This is a genomic window from Pseudomonas sp. AC083, from assembly GCF_979253165.1.
On the sequence record NZ_CEEDDH010000002.1, the window covers coordinates 199,998 to 218,078 of the forward strand.

Genomic DNA, 18,081 nt, shown 5'->3' on the forward strand with positions numbered 1-18,081 from the left:
CTTCGCGGCCAGCGGGGATAAATCCCCTCGCCACAGATAAATCCCTAGCCACAAATGCTGCGTAGAATGGCGTTCTGATTGAAACGTTGAGGTCGCAGTGGTGGATTTACAGCAGGGCTTCGTTCTGACCCGGCATTGGCGCGATACGCCGGTCGGCACCGAAGTCGAGTTCTGGCTGGCAACGGACGCCGGGCCGCGCCGCGTGCGTCTGGCGCATCAGCCGTCGGTCGCGTTTATTCCTGCCGCACAGCGAGAAGCGGCCGAGCGTCTGCTGCACGACGAAAAGAACGTGGAACTGCGACCGTTGGCCTTGCTCGATTTTCAGCATCGTCCGGTGCTCGGTCTGTATTGCCAGCAGCACGGCCAGTTGATGCGCCTCGAAACCGCGATGAACCGCGCCGGCGTCGACGTCTTTGAAGCCGACGTGCGTCCTCCGGAACGCTATCTGATGGAGCGCTTCATCACCGCGCCGGTGCTGTTTGGCGGCACCCCGGATCCTGACGGCGTACTGATCAACGCCCAGCTGAAACCCGACCCCGATTACCGGCCGAAACTGCGCTTGGTCTCACTCGACATCGAGACCACCGAAAACGGCGAGCTGTATTCCATCGCGCTGGAAGGCTGTGGCGAGCGCCAGGTGTACATGCTCGGCGCGCCGAATGGCGATGCCAGCATTGTCGATTTCGACCTCGAATACTGCGATTCGCGCACGCTCATTCTCAAGAAGCTCAACGACTGGTTCGCCCGCCACGACCCCGACGCGATCATTGGCTGGAACGTCGTGCAGTTCGATTTGCGCATCCTCCATGAACACGCACGGCGTCTTGGCGTACCGCTGAAGATCGGTCGTGGCGGCGAAGAAATGCAGTGGCGCGAGCACGGCAGCCGCAATCACTACTTCGCCTCGGCAGCGGGGCGGCTGATCATCGATGGCATCGAGTCGTTGCGTTCGGCGACCTGGAGTTTTCCCTCGTTCAGCCTGGAAAACGTCGCGCAGACCCTGCTCGGCGAAGGCAAAGCGATCAACAATCCGTACCAGCGCATGGACGAGATCAACCGCATGTTCGCCGAGGACAAGCCAGCGCTGGCCAAATACAACCTCAAGGACTGCGAACTGGTCACGCGGATCTTCGCCAAGACCGAACTGCTGACGTTCCTGCTTGAGCGCGCCAGCGTTACCGGTTTGCCGGCCGACCGCAGCGGCGGTTCGGTCGCAGCGTTCACCCATTTGTACATGCCGTTGATGCATCGCCAGGGCTTCGTTGCGCCCAATCTGGGCACCAATCCACCGCAGGCCAGCCCCGGCGGTTTTGTCATGGATTCACGCCCGGGACTTTACGAATCGGTGTTGGTCCTCGATTACAAAAGCCTCTACCCGTCGATCATTCGCACCTTTCTGATCGACCCGGTGGGCTTGATCGAGGGCCTGCAACACCCGGACGACGCTGACTCGGTAGCGGGTTTTCGTGGCGCACGCTTCTCGCGCACCCGCCATTGTCTGCCGTCCATCGTGGCGCGGGTGGCCGAAGGGCGCGAAACCGCCAAGCGCGAGCACAACGCGCCGCTGTCCCAGGCGCTGAAGATCATCATGAACGCCTTCTACGGCGTGCTCGGCTCCAGCGGTTGCCGTTTTTTCGATACCCGGCTGGCCTCGTCGATCACCTTGCGCGGCCACGAAATCATGTTGCGCACTCGCCAGTTGATCGAAGAACAGGGCCACGCCGTCATTTACGGCGACACCGATTCAACCTTCGTCTGGCTGCGCAGTCTGCACGGTCAGGATGAAGCAGCGCAGATCGGCCATGCGCTGGTCAAGCACGTCAACGATTGGTGGCGCACGCATGTGCGCGAGGAATATGGGCTGGAAAGCGCGCTGGAATTGCAGTTCGAGATTCACTACAAGCGCTTCCTGATGCCGACGATTCGCGGCGCCGAGGAGGGCAGCAAGAAGCGCTACGCCGGACTGGTCACCCGCGCCGATGGCAGCGAAGAAATGGTCTACAAAGGCCTGGAAACCGTGCGCACCGACTGGTCGCTGCTGGCTCGGCAATTCCAGCAAGGACTGTATGAGCGGATCTTCCAGCGCAAGCCGTACCAGGATTACGTGCGCGATTACGTGCGCAAGACCCTCGCCGGCGAGTTCGACGACCGGCTGATCTACCGCAAACGTCTGCGCCGCACTCTCGACGATTACGAACGCAACGTACCGCCGCACGTCCGCGCCGCGCGGCTGGCCGATGACTACAACGCCGAGCAGGGTCGGCCCCGGCAGTATCAGAACGGCGGCTGGATCAGCTACGTCATCACCCTGGCCGGCCCGGAGCCGCTGGAGGTACGCCGCGCCGCCATCGACTACGACCACTACATCACCCGCCAGCTGCAACCAGTGGCGGATGCGATTCTGCCATTTGTCGACGACGACTTCTCAACCCTGATCGGTGGGCAACTGGGCCTGTTTTGAGTCGAGCAGTTGCAGCGTCCATTCATCGAGAATGCCGTGGAAGTACCGCTCCAGCGCCTGATGGAACAGACTGTCCTCGGCGCTGAACTGGGCGAACAGGGTCATCGAAGAATGAAATTTCAGGTCATCGGGATGGCCAAACATTTCTGCAATCGAGCGCTGCGGCACATTCAGCACCAGTTGCGTGCAGGTGCGCAGCCGCGCCCCGAGCAGCTCGTGGGCGAGATAGGCCTGGGCTTCCTCGGCTGAACCGATGGCGAAGCGTCGGGCCATTTCGCTGCCGCCCAATCCGGCGAACTGCGGGAAGACGAACCACATCCAGTGGCTGCGCTTGCGGCCTGTCTCGAGTTCACGCTGGACCCGTTCGAACACCGGGTCCTGCGCCTGCACGAAACGTTGCAGGTTGTACGGGTCGTGCAGATCTGTGCTTCTCATGGCGAAGCCCTCGCAGTCGGCAGCTCAGACCATGGCCAGCCGCTGCTTGCGTTGAGGCGCCGGGAACACTTTGTCCAGCGCCGCCAGATCCCCGGCGTCCAGTTGCAACCGGGCCGCCTCGGCATTGAGTTGCACATGCTCGGGGCGCACAGCTTTGGGAATCGCAATCACGCCGTCCTGGCGCAGGAGCCACGCCAGTGAAATCTGCGCCGGGGTGGCGTTGTAGCGACTGGCAATGTCCTGCAGAACCGGCTCGGCGAGCATCGCGCCGCCCTGGCCGATCGGACAGTACGCCATCAATGGCAGGCGCTGGTGTTGGCACCACGGCAGCAAATCGAATTCGATGCCGCGCTCCTCGAGGTTGTACAACACCTGATTGGTGGCGCAGGCCGAGCTGGACAGTTCTTCGAGGTCGTCGACATCGAAATTCGACACGCCCCAACGGCCGATCTTGCCGTCCTCGCGCAGACGCTCGAAGGCTTCGACGGTTTCCTCCAGCGGATACTGACCGCGCCAGTGCAGCAGATACAGATCGATGTAGTCGGTGCCGAGCCGACGCAAACTGCGCTCGCAGGCTTGCGGGATGCCCTGGCGGCTGGCGTTGTGCGGGTAGACCTTGCTGACCAGAAAGACTTGATCGCGCAGACCGGCAATGGCTTCGCCGACCACCGTTTCGGCACCGCCCTCGGCGTACATCTCGGCGGTGTCGATCAGGGTCATGCCTAGCTCGATTCCGCTGCGCAGCGCCGCCACTTCACGGCTATGCGCCGAACGATCCTCGCCCATGCGCCAGGTGCCTTGGCCAATCACGGGAACCTGCACGCCGGCCAACTCAAGGGTACGCATTCAAACCTCCTGCCTTAAAGAGTCGATATCTTTAGTGGGCAGCAGGATAGAGCAAGGGTTCCCGGAAGGAAGGGGGAGTCAAGCATGAAACCGGATCAGCTGTGGTCAGGGGATCTTGTGGCGGGGATTTGTGGCGAGGGGATTTATCCCCGCTGGGCTGCGAAGCAGCCCCAAAAACCTGCAATAGAACGCTGTCTGATACAACGCGTGTTGCAGGATCGGGGCTGCTTCGCATCCCAACGGGGATGAATCCCCTCGCCACAGGGGGTGCATGGCAGGTTACTTGGCGGAGAACTTGAGGATCACGCTGTGGGCATAAGTCTGCCCCGGATCAAGCCGCGTGCTCGGGAAATCCGGCTGGTTCGGCGAATCCGGGTAGTGCTGGGTCTCGAGGGTGAACGCGCCCCAGTGTGGATAGACCTTGCCGCCCTTGCCCTTGACCGTGCCGTCGAGGAAGTTGCTGGTGTAGAACTGCACGCCCGGCTCGCTGGTGAACAGTTGCAGGACGCGTCCGGATTGCGGGTCGCTGACTTCGGTGGCGAGCTTGCTGACATCGCCCTTGGTGTCCAGTGCCCAGTTGAAATCGAAGCCGCCCTGTTTCGGCTCGGCGAATTTCAGCTGCGGATGATCAGCCTTGATGTGCGTGCCGATTGCCGTCGGTTTGCTGAAGTCCATCGGCGTGCCGGCCACGGGCGCCAACTCGCCGGTCGGGATCAGTTTCGCGGTGACCGGCGTGTAACGGCTGGAGTTGATCATGGCGACTTGCTTGAGAATATCGCCATTGCCGGCGCCGGCCAGGTTGAAGTAACTGTGGTTGGTCAGGTTGAGCACGGTCGGTTTGTCGGTGCTGGCCTTGTAGTCGATGCGCAGCTCGTTGTTGTCGGTCAGGCGATAGGTGACTTCGGTGGTCAGATTCCCCGGGAAGCCCATCTCGCCGTCGGCCGACAGGTAGGTCAGGGTTACGCCCACCGAATCCTTGTCCTTGGTTTCCTTGGCCTTCCAGACTTTCTTGTCGAAACCTTCGGGGCCGCCGTGCAGAGCGTTGGATTTGTCGTTCTGCGGCACTTGATAGCGCTTGCCATCGAGTTCGAAAGCACCTTCGGCCAGGCGGTTGCCGAAGCGGCCGATGGTCGCGCCGAAGTACGCGGTGCCTTTCTGATAGCCCTGCACATCGTCAAAACCCAAGACGATGTCGTCGAACTTGCCGTGTTTGTCAGCGACTTTCAGCGCTTGCAGGGTCGCGCCGTAGGTGATCACGGTGGCTTGCATGCCGTGGCTGTTGCGCAGGATGTACTGTTCGACAGGCGTGCCGTCATTGGTTTTGCCGAAAGCTTTGTGTTCAGCGGTCAGGCCCGCCGCGTTGGCGGAAAGGGTAGCGATCATCAGGGACAGTCCGAGGCCGGAGAGCAGGTGACGGGATTGAAGCATGGTTGACCTTCCTTTTTGTTGTTGTTTTCGCATTGACCGTAGGAGCTGCCGAAGGCTGCGATCTTTTGATCTTGATCTTGATCTTGATTTTTAGAAGCAAGATCAAAAGATCGCAGCCTTCGGCAGCTCCTACATGTCACTAGTCATGCTATTTGAGTCGAGAGAGAAGATTTATAGCGGATTTACCGCTGTTGGCAAATATAAAGTCCGACTAATTGATATGGCGAAAAGCGCCGAAGGTCGGCTCACCGCCCGGGCACTGCACTTTTTCGCAATCGGCGGCTCTATGCATGGCCAGGATGCGGTGACCCCCGCCGCACAGGAATGTGCCTGTCCGAGACTTCATGCCGAGTGTTTTTGCCCTGATCACCGCCGCTCACCGCCGCCCGTGCCTGCTGCTGGCCTGCCTGTTGTCGCTGTTGCTCAGCGGCTGCAGCCACCAGAACGGCAATGGATTTTTCAATCAGATACGTGAAGGGCAGCCGCAGGAATTTCTGCAGACCAGCGTCGACCGCATGGCCACCCTGGCGATGCGCGATAACCTCGACAGCCTCTATCGATTGATGGGCAAGCTTTACCTGCGCAACCCGGAAGAACTGCGCAAATCCGGTTTCCTCACCGTCAACGCCGCCGTGAAACAGGTGCGTCTCGCTGTCGAGCAACAGCAGCCGTTGCCCGTGCTGGGCGGGCGCAAGGACCTGGCGGCGCTGAGCTATGCGATGAGTCCGGAATTCCTCGGCGACCGCGTCGGCGCCTTCATCTATGCGATCGGCAGCATGCTGGTTACCGCCCACGGCAATCGCACCGAGTTCTACATGACCGACGCGATCAACCCGACGTTCGTGCACAACGCCGCGCGCAACATCGAAAAAGCCATGTGGATTTTGTCGCAACGACAAAACAAGGAAGGTCAGCCGTTGCTGTTCTCCAACGAAATCTCGGAGGAGGGCAGCAATCTCAGCTTCGCCACCGAATTCAGCAAAATCGTCGCGCGCCTGGATCTGCTCACGCAGATGCTCGATGAGCGCTATCGCAGGATCGGCCTGAATTACGCGCAGAGTCTGCTGTTCTTGAATTTCCTGCCGGTGCAGTGAGCCTTGCAGGTTTGCTGTGGCGCAAAGATCCACTGTGGGATCTGCGGTGAATTCGATATGGCATAACGATAGACCGCATCGATATATGTGGTTATAAGAAAAATCGCTATGCTGCGGGCCAGATTTTCCTGTCGTTTTCTGGACGTTTGAATGGAATTGGCAAATTTCGGCCTGGTGATTGCCGGGCTGGTGGTTGGGTTTATCGTAGGCATGACCGGTGTCGGCGGCGGTTCGTTGATGACGCCGATTCTGCTGTGGTTCGGCATCAACCCGGCGACGGCGGTGGGTACCGATCTGCTGTACGCTGCGATCACCAAATCCAGCGGCGTCCTCGTTCACAGGAAGAACAAGAACATCGACTGGGCGATCACCGGCTGGCTGACCCTCGGCAGCGTGCCAGCCGTGGCCATGACCCTGTGGTTCCTCAGCACCCTGCACACCGCGCCGGACGCGATGAACGCCATCATCAAACAGGCGCTCGGCTTCGTCCTCTTCGCCACTGCCCTGGCAATCTTCTTCAAGAAACGCTTGCTCGAATTCGCCCACAAACGCGCGGGTGGCAACTACAACCCGAGCGGTTCGCGCCTGAATATCATGACGGTGATCACCGGTCTGATCCTCGGCACCATGGTCGCCCTGACCTCGATCGGCGCCGGCGCACTGGGCACCGTCGCCTTGTTCATCCTCTACCCGCTACTGCCAACCCGCCGCCTGGTCGGCACCGAAATCGCCCACGCCGTACCCCTGACCCTCGTCGCCGGCCTCGGCCACGCAAGCATGGGCAACATGGATTGGGGCGTGCTGGGCTTCCTGCTGATGGGCTCGCTGCCCGGCATCTGGCTCGGCAGCCACCTGACCGGACGCATCTCCGACGAAGTCCTGCGCCCGTGCCTGGCGACGATGCTGGTGTTGATTGGTTATAAGTTGGCGTTCTGATCCGTCGATGAATGAAACCTATGTCCACTGCGAAGGCCGTCTCGTCATCACCGTCGAGCCACGTGAGATGCGCATGAGCCATTGGCTGTACGCGCCGCGGTTAGTCGATCTGCAGCAGCAAAAAGTGCTGCTGGATATGAGCGAGAGTCTGTGGGATTTGCTCGGTACCGCCGACGAGACCGCCAGTGGCATCGAGCTGGTGCTGCGCAAGTACCCTGGCGACCGGGCGTCGGTGAGGTTGAGAGTTGATCTCGATAGCGGTGAACTCAAACTCGGTGGACAACCCGTCGCCCCCTCGCAATTGCTCTCGGCACTCGATTCAGCGCTGGAGTGAGGCGGCAGCTTGCGGCGAGCCGCCTCACCACGGGTTAGCGCTGAATGACGTATTTCATCACCACCACCGGCAGCTCCTCATAAATCAGCTTCTCGACTACTTGCCAGCCCAGTCGCGCATACAGTGACTGCGAAGTGTCGGTGTAAAGATATAGCTCAGGCACGCCCAGCGCCGCTGCTTCTTCAACCACTCGATTGACCAGTTGCGAAGCCACGCCTTTGCCGCGGTGTTCGGCTTTGACGTAGACCCCGGCCAGCCACGGCGTCAGTTCCGGCCGCAGGTCAAGATCGCTGTCGATCAGCAAGGCACCGCCGAGCAGCTCCGCGCCTTCCAAAGCCACCACCACGCTGGGTATCTCGCCCTTGCCACACGCAGAGCGCATCAACTCGATGCGGGCTTCGATGCTGTCGCCTGGCGCGAAATCACCCCATTCCTTGAAGTTGAGTGTGGCCAGTTCTTCGATAAATCCGGGGTGGTTGCACAGATAGTCGATGTGCATGCAGGTGAACTCCATTTCATTGGCAGAGCAGCCACGGTAGTGCGCCGTTGGCCGGTAAGCAAATCGACAGCATGATCACGTCTGCCATGTTGCGCAAAGCGCTCCCTGACCTAAGCTTCTGACAGGGCAATGCCTTTTTGCCAGACGCCGCCGGAACAATCGCCACGATGCGCAATCAGTAGTGCGTGGATATCAAAAGGAGATGCGCATGCTCATCAGGTCCCTGACCCTGACCCTCTTGCTGGCAATCGCCGGCCCCCTGTTCGCCGCCGACAGCGATTCACCCCTGGCCGGGGACGTGGGCCGCGCCCGCCCGCTGATCGTGATTGCGCAAAGCACTGTCGACCCGGTCTGGCTGAGCCTGAAGAAGTCGCTGGAAGATCCGGCCAACAAAAAGGGCGTCACCGACCGCAACATCAAGGTCTACACCATCCTCAGCATGTCCGGACAGCTCGACGGCAAGGACATGGGCCAGCAGGACACCATGGCCCTGCTGCGTTCGCTGAAGCTCGGCGCCGGCGCTTATCCCAAAGTGTTCCTGGTAGGCAAGGACGGCGAAACCAAGCTCTCCGCCTCGGGTGATGAAGCCAAGGCATTGAGCCTGGCGAAAATCTTCGAAACCATCGACGCCATGCCCATGGCCGAAAAAGAAGCCGCCGCTGCGGCCGCCGGCGCACAAACGCCTGCCGCCACCGAGCCGGAACCGGCCAAAGGCGCGAAGGGCAGCAAACCGGCGAAACCGAGCAAACCGCCGCAGATGCCGGATGATTGATTGCGCGTTGACTGAATGAAGCAAAATTCCTGTGGGAGTTGGCAAACCAGCTCCCACATTTTTTTGTGAAGTGCACAGTTCAAATGTGGGAGCGAGCCTGCTCGCGATAGCGGTTTTTCAGGCGCTGAAAGGTGACTGATCGAGCGCATTCGCGAGAAGGCTCGCTCCCACAAGTCATCTGCTGATCGAAAGTCATTGCAGCATGTGCCTGCCGAAACGTCTGACGCCAACACCCTTCAAACCCAGTGGATTTTTCCTGCAAGACGCGGCGGTCGTGGTGAACTGGTGCGTTGTGACGCAGAGGGATAACCTCTTTTGGCCGCTGAAAACACAGTGGTCGGATGTGGAAGTCCGGTGATTCCCGAGCGCGCATTGCGCCTGTAAACACATGTTGGTGGTTTTTATGCCAACATTGTTTGCTTATGGCAGCTATGCGCAGGAGCACTCTCGAGTGCACCGGGTTCCTCGGGCTTCCCCGGACTTCCACACCTGCGCAAAGCTGCCACCCTCTCGTGGAAGTGAGTTCGGCAGTTTTTTCTTTAAATGTCCCGAGGATTTATTAATGAAAAAACACACTCCAAATCCCCCCGAATCCCCCATGGATTCAAGCTCCTTCGACTCCAATAATCCGCGTCTGCGCCACCCCGGCCAACCCGATCCCATTAGCCACGTTTTCACCATTCTCCCCGACATCGACACGGCGACACTGCTGAGCCATGCCTGCGAAACCCTTGCCTCACTGAACGTACTGACCACCGATCTGGCCTGCGAGTTGAGCGGTGCGCAGCGCAGCCTGACGTTGTCGATCCAGCAATTGGCGGTAGTCGGAGAACTGCTGGTCAACCGCGCGCTGGACAATCTCGATTCACCCGCAACGGCGACTCAACATTGAACAGGGAGGTTCTACCATGGCGCGTTACATACCGATCACCGGGATTGACTGCAAAATTCCCTGTGTGCTGATCGACAGCGAAGCCCCCATCGACGTGTTGCACGGCACCGCGGCTTACCGCTTGCGCTGTGTGACGCAGCTGATGGAGAGCCTTTCGCTGGACGAGGGCAAGGGACAAGATGCATTGCTGTTGCAGGATTTCGCCCGGGTGCTGGCGATTCCGTTGCGCGATAGCTGTGACTTGATGGATGTCATTGGCTGGCGCTTGCAGGCGCAGCTTTAAGCGCTGAAACGAAAAAGATCGCAGCCTGCGGCGGCTCCTACAGGATCGGGTTTTCACTCGGTCAATGGAGCTGCCGCAGGCTGCGATCTTTTGATCTTTATTCGGTCAACTGACTGAAAATCTCATGCGCAATCTTCACCCGTTCGGCATTCGGGTAGTTCTTGTTGGCCAGAATCACGATGCCCATATCCCGCGACGGCACGAACGCCACATACGCGCCAAAGCCCCGTGTAGAACCGGTCTTATTGAACAGCACATTGGCTGGTTCAGCTTGCGGTGGAGTCAGCCACTCGACTTTGTGCGGCTCCATGGCCATGGGGGTCGAGTTGCCGTTTTGCAGTTTTTCCAGGCTGATCGGGTAGGCGTAGCGCTCCCAGCCCAGGCCCTGGGTCATGTCGCCGACGCGGTAATAACCGATGTGGGTGTTGGCGATGGCTTGGTGCAGATCAGGCGCAAGGCTGGCCGGTTTCAGCTGTGCCTGGACGTAACGCAGCAGGTCGGCGGCGCTGGTTTTGATGCCGTAGGCTTCGGCGTCGAGGGCGCCGGGGCTGACGCGTACCGGTTGGTCGGCGCTGTCGTAGCCTTGGGCATAAAGCTTCGACTGCGCTGACGGTACGCTGAGGAAGGTGTGCTGAAGGCCGAGTTTCGGCAGCAGGGTTTGCGTCATTGCCTGGTCGAACGGCTGGCCGAGGCTTTTCGCCGTCAGGTAGCCGAACAGGCCCAGGCTCGGGTTGGAATACAGGCGATGGCTGCCGGCGGGAAACTGCGGTTTCCATTGTTGGTAATAGCCGAGCATCCTGTCGGAAGAATCCGCGTCAGCGGGGAATTGCAGCGGCAGTCCGCCTGCACTGTAGGTGCCCAGTTGCAGCACGCTGATGTTGTCGAAGGCGCTGCCCTTGAGCTCCGGCCAGAGTTGGCTGGCCTTGCTCGACAGGTCGAGTTTGCCTGTGGCCTGGGCGTAACCGGCGAGGGTGGCGGTGAAGGTTTTACTCACCGAGCCGACTTCGAAGAGGGTGTTTTCACTGACTTTTTGCCCGGTGTCTTTGGCAGCGACTCCGTAATTAAAGTAATGCACCTGGCCATTCAGCGTGATCGCTACGGTCAGCCCCGGGATGTTGTTTTGCTGCATCACCGGGGTGACAGCTTGGCTGACCAGTGCCTGCAATTGCGCATCCGTCGGCGTTGCGGCATGACAGGCAACGCTGCCGAAGAACAGTGCGAAAGCGCTGTAGGAAAAGACCTTGCTCGGTTTTAAGGAACACATGATTGAATCACTCTCCATGAGTGTCGATTGTTGTATCCCGCTACACTGCGGGTGATTTTTCATCGGGCGGCCGATCAGCGCGGCCAATTTAGGCACTTCGCTGGATCTCGACAAACGATGAAAACTCGCATGGGCCATTAGAAAAATTTGGGGCAACGCATGATTCGACCGCAACTGCCGCTCAACGCTCTGCGCGCATTTGAAGCCTCGGCACGTCATTTGAGTTTTACCCGTGCTGCCGTCGAGTTGTGCGTGACACAAGCGGCGGTGAGCCATCAGGTCAAAAGCCTGGAAGCGCAACTCAACCTGACCCTGTTCAAACGCCTGCCCCGTGGGCTGATGCTGACCAGTGAAGGCGAAACCTTGCTGCCGGTACTCAGCACATCATTCGATCATATTGCGCAGATGCTCGAGCGTCTGGCCGGTGGGCAGTATCGCGACATGTTGACGGTCGGCGCGGTGGGCACTTTTGCTGTGGGTTGGCTGTTGCCGAGGCTGGCGGACTTTCGGGGGAAACATCCGCTTATAGATTTACGTCTGTCGACCAATAACAACCGGGTGGATGTGGCGGCGGAAGGACTGGATTACGCCATTCGTTTCGGTGCTGGCGCGTGGCATGGCATCGAGGCGACACGCTTGCTCGATGCGCCGTTGTCGGTATTGTGCGTGCCGGAGATTGCCCGGCAGCTGCACTCGCCGGCGGACCTGTTGCAGCAGACCTTGCTGCGTTCCTATCGCACCGATGAATGGCCGGAGTGGTTTCACGCAGCGGGCCTGGCGACGCAGGCCGCGCCACCGCAAAGCATCGTGTTCGATTCGTCGCTGGCAATGATGGAAGCCGCATTGCAGGGCGGCGGCGTGGCGTTGGCGCCGCCGCTGATGTTCGCCCGGCAACTGGCGGCAGATGCGATTTGCCAGCCGTTTGCGATCGAGATCACCACCGGCAGTTACTGGCTGACACGGTTGCAGTCGCGAGCGGAAACGGTGGCGATGAAAGCGTTCAAAACCTGGTTGCTGCAAATCTCAAGCTGAAAACCGATTTGTAGGAGCTGCCGAAGGCTGCGATCTTTTGATTCTGTTTTGAAGATCAAAAGATCGCAGCCTTCGGCAGCTCCTACTCCCACAATTGAAATCAGCGGCGCCTGCTAGATCACCGCACCAGACACGGCCGCTTGTTATCGAATTTCCACCCCGGAATCAGAAACTGCATCGCCACGCTGTCGTCCCGCGCGCCGAGGCCCATGCCTTTGTACAGTTCGTGGGCCTTGGCCACTTGATCCATATCCAGCTCCACGCCCAGTCCCGGTTTCTGCGGCACTTGTACGCAGCCGTCGACAATCTGCAGCGGCGCCTTGGTCAGGCGCTGACCGTCCTGCCAGATCCAGTGGGTGTCGATGGCGGTGATCTCGCCCGGTGCCGCAGCGGCAACGTGGGTGAACATCGCCAGGGAAATATCGAAGTGGTTGTTGGAATGCGAGCCCCAGGTCAGGCCCCACTCGTGGCACATCTGCGCGACGCGTACCGAGCCCTGCATGGTCCAGAAGTGCGGGTCGGCCAGCGGGATGTCCACTGACTGCAACTGAATCGCGTGGCCCATTTCGCGCCAGTCGGTGGCGATCATGTTGGTCGCGGTTTTCAGTCCGGTGGCGCGGCGGAATTCAGCCATGACTTCGCGCCCGGAATAACCGTTTTCGGCACCGCACGGATCTTCGGCGTAGGCGAGTACGTGGTGCTGATCGCGGCACAGACGAATCGCCTCTTTCAGCGACCATGCGCCGTTCGGATCGAGGGTGATTCGCGCTTCAGGGAAGCGCTCGGCCAGTGCCGTGACCGCTTCGATTTCGGCATCGCCGCTGAGCACGCCGCCCTTGAGTTTGAAATCCTTGAAACCGTACTTGGCGTGCGCCGCCTCCGCCAGACGCACGACTGCTTCGGCGGTCATGGCTTTCTCGTGGCGCACACGGAACCAGTCGTTGTCGGCGTCCGGTTCGCTGCGATAGGCCAGATCAGTTTCGTGTTGATCGCCGACGTAGAACAGATAACCGAGCATCTTCACTTCGTCGCGTTGCTGACCTTCACCGAGCAGCGCCGCCACCGGCACGTCGAGGTGCTGGCCGAGCAGGTCGATGAGGGCGGCTTCCAGGCCGGTGACCGCGTGAATGGTGATGCGCAGGTCGAATGTTTGCAGGCCGCGGCCGCCGGCATCGCGGTCGGCGAAGGTCTGGCGCACCTGATTGAGGATCTTCTGGTAGGTGCCGATGGGGCTGCCGACCACCAGATTGCGCGCGTCTTCCAGGGTCTGGCGAATGCGCTCGCCACCGGGCACTTCGCCGACGCCGGTGTGGCCGGCGTTGTCCTTGAGGATGACGATGTTGCGGGTGAAAAACGGCCCGTGGGCGCCGCTCAGGTTGAGCAGCATGCCGTCGTGACCGGCCACCGGAATGACCTGCATGTCGGTGATGATCGGAGCTTTGGCGGTGTCATGAACAGTCATTGTTGTTTTCCTTGTCGAGACGTAGTCAGGCGTGTTTCGGCGCGGCGTCGGCCACAGCCTTTTCAGCAGCGGGTTTCGGCGTGGTGCGTGCGGCGAAGACGATGATTGCGGCGATGATCGAGGTAGCGGCCAGACCATAGAGGCCGCCCTGAATCGAGCCGGTGTGTTGCTCCAGCAGGCCGAAGGTGGTCGGCGCGACGAAGCCGCCGAGGTTGCCCACCGAATTGATCAGCGCGATCACTGCCGCCGCGATGCGTGCATCCAGATAAGCCTGGGGAATCGGCCAGAACAGCGACGAGGCGGATTTGAAACCCAGTGCCGCAAAGCAGATCGCGACGAAGGCAAAGATCGGCCCGCCAGTGGTGGACATGAACATCCCCGCTGCGGCGATCAACAGGGCAGTGGCGACCCAGGCTTGTTGATGTTTCCACTTCGCCGACAGCGAGGCGAAGGCGTACATGCCGACGATCGACAGCAACCATGGAATCGAGTTGAACAGGCCGACCTGCACGTCGCTGAGTTCGCCCATCTTCTTGATGATGCTCGGCAGCCAGAAAGTCGCCGCATAAATGGTCAACTGAATGAAGAAGTAGATCAGGCAGAACAGAATGATCTGCCGGTCTTTGAGCAGTTTGCCCAGCGACGGCCGGATCGGCGTCGCGGCTTCGCGGGCCTTTTGCTCGTCGTCGATGGCGCTGACCAACGCATCCTGTTCGGCGCGGCTCAGCCATTTGGCGTCGTGGGGTTTGGCATCCAGCCAGAACCAGACAAACACGCACAGGCACACCGAGAACATCCCCTCGATGAAGTACATCCACTGCCAGCCGTGCATGCCCAGCCCATTGATCTGCAGGAGCAGACCGGACAGCGGACCGGAGATCAGCGAGGCCACGGCCGAGCCGCTGAGGAAGATCGCGATCGCCTTGCCGCGCTCAACGCCAGGCAGCCAACGGGTGAAGTAATAAATCACCCCGGGAAAGAACCCGGCCTCGGCGACACCGAGCAGGAAGCGCAGGATATAGAAGTGGGTTTCGTTCTGGATGAAGGCCATGCAGGCGGCGACTATGCCCCAGGTGAACATGATGCGGGTCAGCCAGATGCGTGCGCCGACTTTCTGCAAAAGCATGTTGGACGGCACTTCGAACAGCGCGTAACCGATAAAGAACAGCCCGGCGCCGAAGCCGTAGGCGGCAGCACCAATGCCCAGATCGGTTTCCATGTGCGTGCGGACGAAACCGATGTTCACCCGGTCAATGTAATTGACGATGAACATGATCACGAAGAGCGGCAGGACGTGGCGTTTGACTTTGGAGATGGCTGAGGCGAGCGTCGGATCGACGCTGTCCTGCATCCCGGAGATGGAGGTTTTCACGTGTGTTTCTCCCACTGATTATTTTTATGCGGGTAGGACTGTGTGTTGCGTTGTTGATAGACATCATACAACTGTGGTTTTTTGTCCTACAAGTGGGGAGGGCGATCAAATTCTTCTGATTGTTCGGTTTTTTATGCGAAAACCGGATTATAGCTCGTATTTATTGAACATTCCGCCAGTCGAGCGCAGCGCCTTTTTGAGATGTGAATGGTGATTCGTGGTGGCTGGCTATCAAAAATATTCGACGTAATTGAGTGTTGTCATACAAGTTGATGGCCCATCGACCGCTAAAATCCATCTCAACCGTCATCCCGCAGTGCTACGATCGGCAAGCCCCGATCACCGGAACCGATCATGCAAGAAGACCTCGACGCGCCCGCGCGCAAACGCACGCACAACCTCGCTCATGACCTGGTGGAAAAGCTCACCCAGAGCATCCTGCTCGGACAACTGTCGCCCGGTGACAAGCTGCCTTCGGAGAACTCCATCGTTCAGGAGCACGGCGTCAGCCGCACGGTGGTGCGCGAGGCCATTTCCAAGTTGCAGGCCTCGGGGCTGGTCGAGACGCGCCACGGCATCGGTACCTTCGTGATCGAGCGTGCAGCGGAGCAGGGCCTGCGCCTGAACGTCGATACGGCGCTCGGCGTGCGCAGCATTCTCGAATTGCGCATGGGCCTGGAGACGCAAGCGGCGGCGCTGGCGGCGCAGCGGCGCAGTGAGCAGCAGGTGCAGCAGATGCGTCAGGCGCTGGATGACTATCAACGGCTGCTGGCGAACAACGACAGCTGCGTGGAGGCCGATCGGCGTTTTCATCTGCTGATCGCCGAGGCCACCGGCAACGCTTGTTTCAGCGAGATCATGCAGCACCTGGGCAGTGCGATGATCCCGCGCAATCGCCTGAATGCCGCCGAGCGCGGCGCGGCGGATCTGAGCAAGCTCGGCCACTTGGCCAATCTGGAACACGAGGCGATTCTGAATGCGATCAAACGTCAGGACGCCGATGCCGCCCGCGCTGCGATGTGGCTGCACTTGACCAACAGTCGCGATCGTTTTATCGCCCAAGGCTGATGCCGCTGGTCTGATCCACCGCACGCCCTCAGCATCCGCGCTTCCAAGTAATACGCCCCGGATAATCCGGGCCAGTAATGTGAGGTGCAGCATGGCTGATGACTCGCTTGTTCCCGGTGGCATGGCGCCCACCGATCAGACCCGCCCCGTATCCGGCACCGACGAGCCGACCCTGAGCGATCACGATGCACCGCCGGGCATGGACCCGGGGCGCGATCCACTGAGCGATGCCGACCGACCGGATGACTGGAAGGATCCGCCGGATGACGAGGATGTCCCGCCGGCGGATGAGCCGACACCGTTGTCGGATGATATGCGCTGAGGTCTGGATTATTCATTGAGTGGGCCGGCCTCTTCGCGAGCAGGCTCGCTCCCACAGTGGATGACACAAACTCCCTGTGGGAGCGAGCCTGCTCGCGAAGACGGCATCGGCTTCGCAGCAAATCACGGCCATGCGGCGAGTGCCAGACAAGATCGCCAGTCAACCAACACGCAAATCCCGCATCAACAACCCAAAGCGTAAATCCACCGCATCCGGTATCGGCACGTACACCGTATGCCCGTCCCCCGGCGCCACTTCGATTGCTTGCCCGCTGACACTCTGCAATTCATGCAGATCAAAATGGAAATTGCCCATGGGCGTCATCAGTTCCAGATGATCGCCCACAGCAAAACGATTCTTCACTTTCACCTCGGCCAGGCGATCCCGGCGCTCGCCGGTCAGCTCGCCAACGAACTGCTGCCGCTCCGACACCGAACTGCCGTGCTGATAGTTCTGATATTCGTCATGCACATGGCGGCGCAGAAAACCTTCGGTGTAGCCGCGCTGGGCCAGCGACTCGAGATCCAGCATCAGGCCGCGATCAAACGCGCGCCCGGCCACGGCATCATCGATCGCCCGGCGATACACCTGGGTGGTGCGTGCGCAGTAGAAATGCGATTTGGTCCGGCCTTCGATCTTCAATGAATGCACGCCCATGCGCGTCAGGCGCTCGACATGCTGCACGGCGCGCAGGTCCTTGGCGTTCATGATGTAGGTGCCGTGTTCGTCTTCGAAAGCCGGCATCAATTCATCGGGGCGGTTGGCTTCCTGCAACAGAAAGACCTGATCGGTCGGTGCGCCGAGGCCCAGGGTCGGCTCGGGTTGAAAGGTCTGGACGATCTCGCCGAGCTGGTTTTCCGTGGCTTGTTGCGCCGTGTACTTCCAGCGGCAGGCGTTGGTGCAGGTGCCCTGATTGGCGTCACGCTTGTTCATGTAGCCGGAGAGTAGACAGCGCCCGGAATATGCCATGCATAGCGCGCCGTGCACGAACACTTCCAGCTCTATGCCCGGCACCTGCTCGCGGATTTCACCGATCTCCTCCAGCGACAGCTCGCGCGACAGAATGATCCGGCTCAGTCCCTGTTGCTGCCAGAACTCGACGCTCGCCCAATTCACCGTGTTGGCCTGCACCGAAAGATGAATCGGCATCAGCGGAAAATGCCGGCGCACCAGCATGATCAGGCCGGGGTCGGACATGATCAGCGCATCCGGGGCCATCTCGATCACCGGCGCCAGATCCTTGAGGAATGTCTTCAGCTTGGCGTTGTGCGGGGCGATGTTGACCACCACGTAGAAGCGCTTGCCCTGCGCCTGCGCCTCACGAATGCCCAGCGCCAGGTTGGCGTGGTCGAATTCGTTGTTGCGCACCCGCAGGCTGTAGCGCGGCTGGCCGGCGTAGACCGCATCGGCGCCATAAGCGAAGGCGTAACGCATATTTTTCAGGGTGCCGGCGGGGGCGAGAAGCTCGGGGGCAATGAGAGTCTGCATTTGGCTGTCGGTCGCAAAAGCCGCGCAGGGTAGGGCAGCTGTCGCAAGGGTTTATTGATCTGCATCTATGCTCCATGAATAAACATGGCACTC

The 18,081-nt window shown here is 60.1% G+C and carries 18 protein-coding genes; 10 read left to right on the top strand and 8 right to left on the bottom strand.

Features of this window, described 5'->3' with window-relative positions; all coding sequences use genetic code 11:
• Nucleotides 1-100: 100 nt before the first annotated feature.
• On the top strand, nt 101-2,461 hold the full coding sequence (locus tag AC0IXA_RS03990) for a DNA polymerase II (protein WP_471811843.1): 2,361 nt from the start codon (nt 101-103) through the stop codon (nt 2,459-2,461).
• Here AC0IXA_RS03990 and AC0IXA_RS03995 read toward each other — a convergent pair.
• The 3 genes from AC0IXA_RS03995 to AC0IXA_RS04005 form a co-directional block, all read right to left on the bottom strand.
• Nucleotides 2,426-2,896 (bottom strand): DUF1810 domain-containing protein, encoded by a 471-nt coding sequence (locus tag AC0IXA_RS03995; RefSeq protein ID WP_122880166.1) that lies wholly within the window; start codon nt 2,894-2,896, stop codon nt 2,426-2,428. The two genes, AC0IXA_RS03990 and AC0IXA_RS03995, sit on opposite strands and share 36 nt — an antisense overlap.
• A 24-nt stretch (nt 2,897-2,920) precedes the next feature.
• Entirely contained in the window at nt 2,921-3,742 is an 822-nt protein-coding gene (locus tag AC0IXA_RS04000; RefSeq protein WP_471811846.1) for an aldo/keto reductase, read from the bottom strand.
• A gap of 279 nt (nt 3,743-4,021) precedes the next feature.
• Entirely contained in the window at nt 4,022-5,170 is a 1,149-nt protein-coding gene (locus AC0IXA_RS04005) for an aldose epimerase family protein (RefSeq protein ID WP_471811848.1), read from the bottom strand.
• Nucleotides 5,171-5,514: 344 nt separating this feature from the next.
• On the opposite strand from AC0IXA_RS04005, the gene AC0IXA_RS04010 reads away from it, so the two are divergent.
• From AC0IXA_RS04010 to AC0IXA_RS04020, 3 genes are all read left to right on the top strand, one after another.
• Nucleotides 5,515-6,264, top strand: coding sequence for a hypothetical protein (locus tag AC0IXA_RS04010; protein WP_016775367.1), 750 nt, complete (start codon nt 5,515-5,517; stop codon nt 6,262-6,264).
• 150 nt (nt 6,265-6,414) lie between these two features.
• A complete protein-coding gene (locus AC0IXA_RS04015; protein WP_039763409.1) occupies nt 6,415-7,200 on the top strand; it encodes a sulfite exporter TauE/SafE family protein in 786 nt (261 codons plus the stop codon).
• Between the two features lie 7 nt (nt 7,201-7,207).
• Nucleotides 7,208-7,534 (top strand): hypothetical protein, encoded by a 327-nt coding sequence (locus tag AC0IXA_RS04020; protein ID WP_122508138.1) that lies wholly within the window; start codon nt 7,208-7,210, stop codon nt 7,532-7,534.
• Nucleotides 7,535-7,568: 34 nt separating this feature from the next.
• On the opposite strand, the gene AC0IXA_RS04025 is transcribed toward AC0IXA_RS04020, so the two are convergent.
• Nucleotides 7,569-8,033 carry a GNAT family N-acetyltransferase gene (locus AC0IXA_RS04025; RefSeq protein ID WP_125918113.1) on the bottom strand — a complete coding sequence of 155 codons (465 nt, stop codon included), beginning with the start codon at nt 8,031-8,033 and terminating at the stop codon, nt 7,569-7,571.
• Nucleotides 8,034-8,241: 208 nt separating this feature from the next.
• On the opposite strand from AC0IXA_RS04025, the gene AC0IXA_RS04030 reads away from it, so the two are divergent.
• The 3 genes from AC0IXA_RS04030 (at nt 8,242) to AC0IXA_RS04040 (ending at nt 9,980) form a co-directional block, all read left to right on the top strand.
• Entirely contained in the window at nt 8,242-8,805 is a 564-nt protein-coding gene (locus AC0IXA_RS04030; RefSeq protein ID WP_471811852.1) for a DUF4174 domain-containing protein, read from the top strand.
• 562 nt (nt 8,806-9,367) lie between these two features.
• Nucleotides 9,368-9,697 carry a DUF6124 family protein gene (locus tag AC0IXA_RS04035; protein ID WP_039763404.1) on the top strand — a complete coding sequence of 110 codons (330 nt, stop codon included), beginning with the start codon at nt 9,368-9,370 and terminating at the stop codon, nt 9,695-9,697.
• Between the two features lie 16 nt (nt 9,698-9,713).
• Nucleotides 9,714-9,980, top strand: coding sequence for a hypothetical protein (locus AC0IXA_RS04040; RefSeq protein ID WP_110600717.1), 267 nt, complete (start codon nt 9,714-9,716; stop codon nt 9,978-9,980).
• Nucleotides 9,981-10,077: 97 nt separating this feature from the next.
• Here the strand turns inward: AC0IXA_RS04040 and ampC are convergent, their stop codons facing one another.
• Nucleotides 10,078-11,244: a class C beta-lactamase gene (gene ampC / locus AC0IXA_RS04045; RefSeq protein WP_471811854.1), complete on the bottom strand. Its 1,167-nt coding sequence runs from the start codon at nt 11,242-11,244 to the stop codon at nt 10,078-10,080.
• Nucleotides 11,245-11,403: 159 nt separating this feature from the next.
• On the opposite strand from ampC, the gene AC0IXA_RS04050 reads away from it, so the two are divergent.
• Complete coding sequence (locus AC0IXA_RS04050) at nt 11,404-12,276, top strand: LysR family transcriptional regulator (RefSeq protein WP_122611228.1); 873 nt, start codon at nt 11,404-11,406, stop codon at nt 12,274-12,276.
• A 118-nt stretch (nt 12,277-12,394) separates the two neighbouring features.
• On the opposite strand, the gene gudD is transcribed toward AC0IXA_RS04050, so the two are convergent.
• Both gudD and AC0IXA_RS04060 read right to left on the bottom strand, forming a co-directional pair.
• Complete coding sequence (gene gudD / locus AC0IXA_RS04055; RefSeq protein ID WP_471811856.1) at nt 12,395-13,738, bottom strand: glucarate dehydratase; 1,344 nt, start codon at nt 13,736-13,738, stop codon at nt 12,395-12,397.
• A 25-nt stretch (nt 13,739-13,763) separates the two neighbouring features.
• Nucleotides 13,764-15,110 (bottom strand): MFS transporter, encoded by a 1,347-nt coding sequence (locus AC0IXA_RS04060; RefSeq protein ID WP_024013478.1) that lies wholly within the window; start codon nt 15,108-15,110, stop codon nt 13,764-13,766.
• A 354-nt stretch (nt 15,111-15,464) separates the two neighbouring features.
• On the opposite strand from AC0IXA_RS04060, the gene AC0IXA_RS04065 reads away from it, so the two are divergent.
• Together AC0IXA_RS04065 and AC0IXA_RS04070 are read left to right on the top strand one after the other, a co-directional pair.
• Complete coding sequence (locus AC0IXA_RS04065; RefSeq protein WP_016775357.1) at nt 15,465-16,178, top strand: FadR/GntR family transcriptional regulator; 714 nt, start codon at nt 15,465-15,467, stop codon at nt 16,176-16,178.
• 91 nt (nt 16,179-16,269) lie between these two features.
• Nucleotides 16,270-16,500 (top strand): hypothetical protein, encoded by a 231-nt coding sequence (locus AC0IXA_RS04070; RefSeq protein WP_071172961.1) that lies wholly within the window; start codon nt 16,270-16,272, stop codon nt 16,498-16,500.
• 159 nt (nt 16,501-16,659) lie between these two features.
• On the opposite strand, the gene trhP is transcribed toward AC0IXA_RS04070, so the two are convergent.
• Nucleotides 16,660-17,988 carry a prephenate-dependent tRNA uridine(34) hydroxylase TrhP gene (gene trhP, locus AC0IXA_RS04075; protein WP_471811859.1) on the bottom strand — a complete coding sequence of 443 codons (1,329 nt, stop codon included), beginning with the start codon at nt 17,986-17,988 and terminating at the stop codon, nt 16,660-16,662.
• Nucleotides 17,989-18,081 lie beyond the last annotated feature (93 nt).

Bases quoted from the DNA above. Each gene is read 5' to 3' on its own strand.
- AC0IXA_RS04005 (WP_471811848.1), bottom strand. From the start codon at position 5,170: ATGCTTCAATCCCGTCACCTGCTCTCCGGCCTCGGACTGTCCCTGATG.
- AC0IXA_RS04030 (WP_471811852.1), top strand. From the start codon at position 8,242: ATGCTCATCAGGTCCCTGACCCTGACCCTCTTGCTGGCAATCGCCGGC.
- AC0IXA_RS04025 (WP_125918113.1), bottom strand. From the start codon at position 8,033: ATGCACATCGACTATCTGTGCAACCACCCCGGATTTATCGAAGAACTG.
- AC0IXA_RS03995 (WP_122880166.1), bottom strand. From the start codon at position 2,896: ATGAGAAGCACAGATCTGCACGACCCGTACAACCTGCAACGTTTCGTG.
- gudD (WP_471811856.1), bottom strand. From the start codon at position 13,738: ATGACTGTTCATGACACCGCCAAAGCTCCGATCATCACCGACATGCAG.
- AC0IXA_RS04000 (WP_471811846.1), bottom strand. From the start codon at position 3,742: ATGCGTACCCTTGAGTTGGCCGGCGTGCAGGTTCCCGTGATTGGCCAA.
- AC0IXA_RS04015 (WP_039763409.1), top strand. From the start codon at position 6,415: ATGGAATTGGCAAATTTCGGCCTGGTGATTGCCGGGCTGGTGGTTGGG.
- AC0IXA_RS04050 (WP_122611228.1), top strand. From the start codon at position 11,404: ATGATTCGACCGCAACTGCCGCTCAACGCTCTGCGCGCATTTGAAGCC.
- AC0IXA_RS04040 (WP_110600717.1), top strand. From the start codon at position 9,714: ATGGCGCGTTACATACCGATCACCGGGATTGACTGCAAAATTCCCTGT.
- AC0IXA_RS04070 (WP_071172961.1), top strand. From the start codon at position 16,270: ATGGCTGATGACTCGCTTGTTCCCGGTGGCATGGCGCCCACCGATCAG.
- AC0IXA_RS04065 (WP_016775357.1), top strand. From the start codon at position 15,465: ATGCAAGAAGACCTCGACGCGCCCGCGCGCAAACGCACGCACAACCTC.
- ampC (WP_471811854.1), bottom strand. From the start codon at position 11,244: ATGTGTTCCTTAAAACCGAGCAAGGTCTTTTCCTACAGCGCTTTCGCA.
- trhP (WP_471811859.1), bottom strand. From the start codon at position 17,988: ATGCAGACTCTCATTGCCCCCGAGCTTCTCGCCCCCGCCGGCACCCTG.
- AC0IXA_RS04010 (WP_016775367.1), top strand. From the start codon at position 5,515: ATGCCGAGTGTTTTTGCCCTGATCACCGCCGCTCACCGCCGCCCGTGC.
- AC0IXA_RS04020 (WP_122508138.1), top strand. From the start codon at position 7,208: ATGAATGAAACCTATGTCCACTGCGAAGGCCGTCTCGTCATCACCGTC.
- AC0IXA_RS04035 (WP_039763404.1), top strand. From the start codon at position 9,368: ATGAAAAAACACACTCCAAATCCCCCCGAATCCCCCATGGATTCAAGC.